Source organism: Flectobacillus sp., assembly GCF_049240685.1.
Classification (GTDB): domain Bacteria; phylum Bacteroidota; class Bacteroidia; order Cytophagales; family Spirosomataceae; genus Flectobacillus.
Map to the genome: position 1 here is coordinate 1 of NZ_JBMLSD010000153.1, position 1,760 is coordinate 1,760.

Annotated in this window: 2 protein-coding genes; both read right to left on the reverse strand. The window is 33.1% G+C overall.

What is annotated here, in order from left to right:
* Window positions 1–95 precede the first annotated feature (95 nt).
* On the reverse strand, window positions 96–833 hold the full coding sequence (locus ACOVQ4_RS07020; RefSeq protein WP_421819941.1) for a hypothetical protein: 738 nt from the start codon (window positions 831–833) through the stop codon (window positions 96–98).
* A gap of 204 nt (window positions 834–1,037) precedes the next feature.
* Window positions 1,038–1,640, reverse strand: a complete 603-nt coding sequence (locus ACOVQ4_RS07025; protein ID WP_421819942.1) for a hypothetical protein — start codon at window positions 1,638–1,640, stop codon at window positions 1,038–1,040.
* Window positions 1,641–1,760: the final 120 nt, after the last annotated feature.

The window sequence follows — 1,760 nt, forward strand, 5'->3', positions numbered from 1 at the left end:
TATCCCTTTTTATAAACCACATAAGATACTCGATTTTTTATTCTTTTGATAGCATAAGTAGGTAGGTTTTTTGATGATTTAATTAGTGTTCAGAATTAAAAACTCAATTTTAGATAGTAATAATCATTCTTGTGAGGGATGCCATTGTTATTTAAAAAAGCATCAACCTTTGCTACTTTTAGAAGAATAATTTTGTCTGACTTCCATACAAAATCAGTTGGAGCCCAGTCTATTGGGTTTATTTCTAGATGCTTTGAGATACTAAAATTTGAGGTGTTTTTTGTTTTATTAATACGCCAAATCTGAATACCAATGGGTGTTCCTTCAAGCCCAAATGGTAGCGATAGATTTGCAATAAATTGGTTGGAGGGAGATAAATTTGGATTGTTCCAAAGTAATGTATTTTCTCCTGTTTTTTTGTTGATCAAATAGATTTCATGGTGCTCCCAGAATGTACCACTGACCACATAATGGTCTATATCTTTGAATTGTCCTTCATATTTATACTCTCTAATGTTCTCATCGTCTGTATTTAAAAGTGTATCTCTGAAGGAGAGTTGGGTAGGTTTGTCTCCTTCAATTGGTAGTTTGATTTCTCCGTTAATTTTAGGAAAATTGATTGTATCCTGAGTCAGTTTATCTTTGAATTTTGCTTTTGCCTTGATGAAATCCTGTTCTGTGGCGACTGTAAATTCAAATTGCTTCGGGCTTTCAATAGGTTTCGATGTACCATTAGAAAGCGAATCAACCTGCTGTGCTTTTTCGGTTGTTTGTGAGTCTTTTTTGCATGAAAGCAAAATCATTATAAATACAAAATAAAAATGTCGAATCATGTGATATAGGGTGACTGGAGCCAAGATGTGAAAATTAATTCCTTAGATAAACTCTGTTTACCTCCGTGGTCAGTGTCTCACTGACTAACTGGCGCTAGCAAAGACTTACCCCAAAAGTTTTTGAGTAAAGATTGTAAAAGTAGTACGCTGTGCTGCCGCGAGTTGTCGAGTGAGACACTCGCCACGGAAAGAATATCAGGTAAATTAACCAAACAAAAGGGCGCATCCAAGCCCAATGGTTATAAATAAGAAAATAATTGTCATGAATACATCATGAAGATTGTCCAATAGGTATAGAAATCTATGCCGTTTTTGGACTTTGATTTTACCCTCACCACGTCTCAACCTTTGAAAGGTTTGTATTAGCTCCTGAAAGTCCATTTCACCAATACTGTAAAGCTTAATCATCTTGTCATTTTTGAGCAATATTAAAGTTGTAATATGATAAAAGTTATACCCTGACTTTGAAAATACACCCTCGTTGATTATGACCTTTTCCTTTGTTTGATGCAGACTTTTTATTTCTTCAAATGTGAATTTTTCCCTTATTGGTAGATTCAAATAGGAAATAATAAGTGCCTTTTCACTAAGCTGAACAGTTCTGATTTTTAAGAAATAATAAAGTGCGGTTAACGATAGGGTTTCAAAAAGTATAATAAATGATATAGGTAAATAGCTGAAATCATTTTTTGAGCTTTTTAATATTAGTATACTTAAAAGTTGGCTCAAGACAAAACCACCAAGGGTTATACTCAAAAGAATAAGCCTTGGTTGAGTTTTGTAGATGATTTTTTCCCTTTCTGTCATTGATTATGAATCTACACTGTAAGATTATTATTAGATTGAAGAGCTATTGACCAATATATTTTCTTTGCAGTTGATTAAATGTAATTTGAGTAGCACTTCAAAAAATCAAACTTTTTCCTA

Coding starts and splice junctions, on each gene's coding strand:
- ACOVQ4_RS07020 (WP_421819941.1), bottom strand. CDS start 833: ATGATTCGACATTTTTATTTTGTATTTATAATGATTTTGCTTTCATGC.
- ACOVQ4_RS07025 (WP_421819942.1), bottom strand. CDS start 1,640: ATGACAGAAAGGGAAAAAATCATCTACAAAACTCAACCAAGGCTTATT.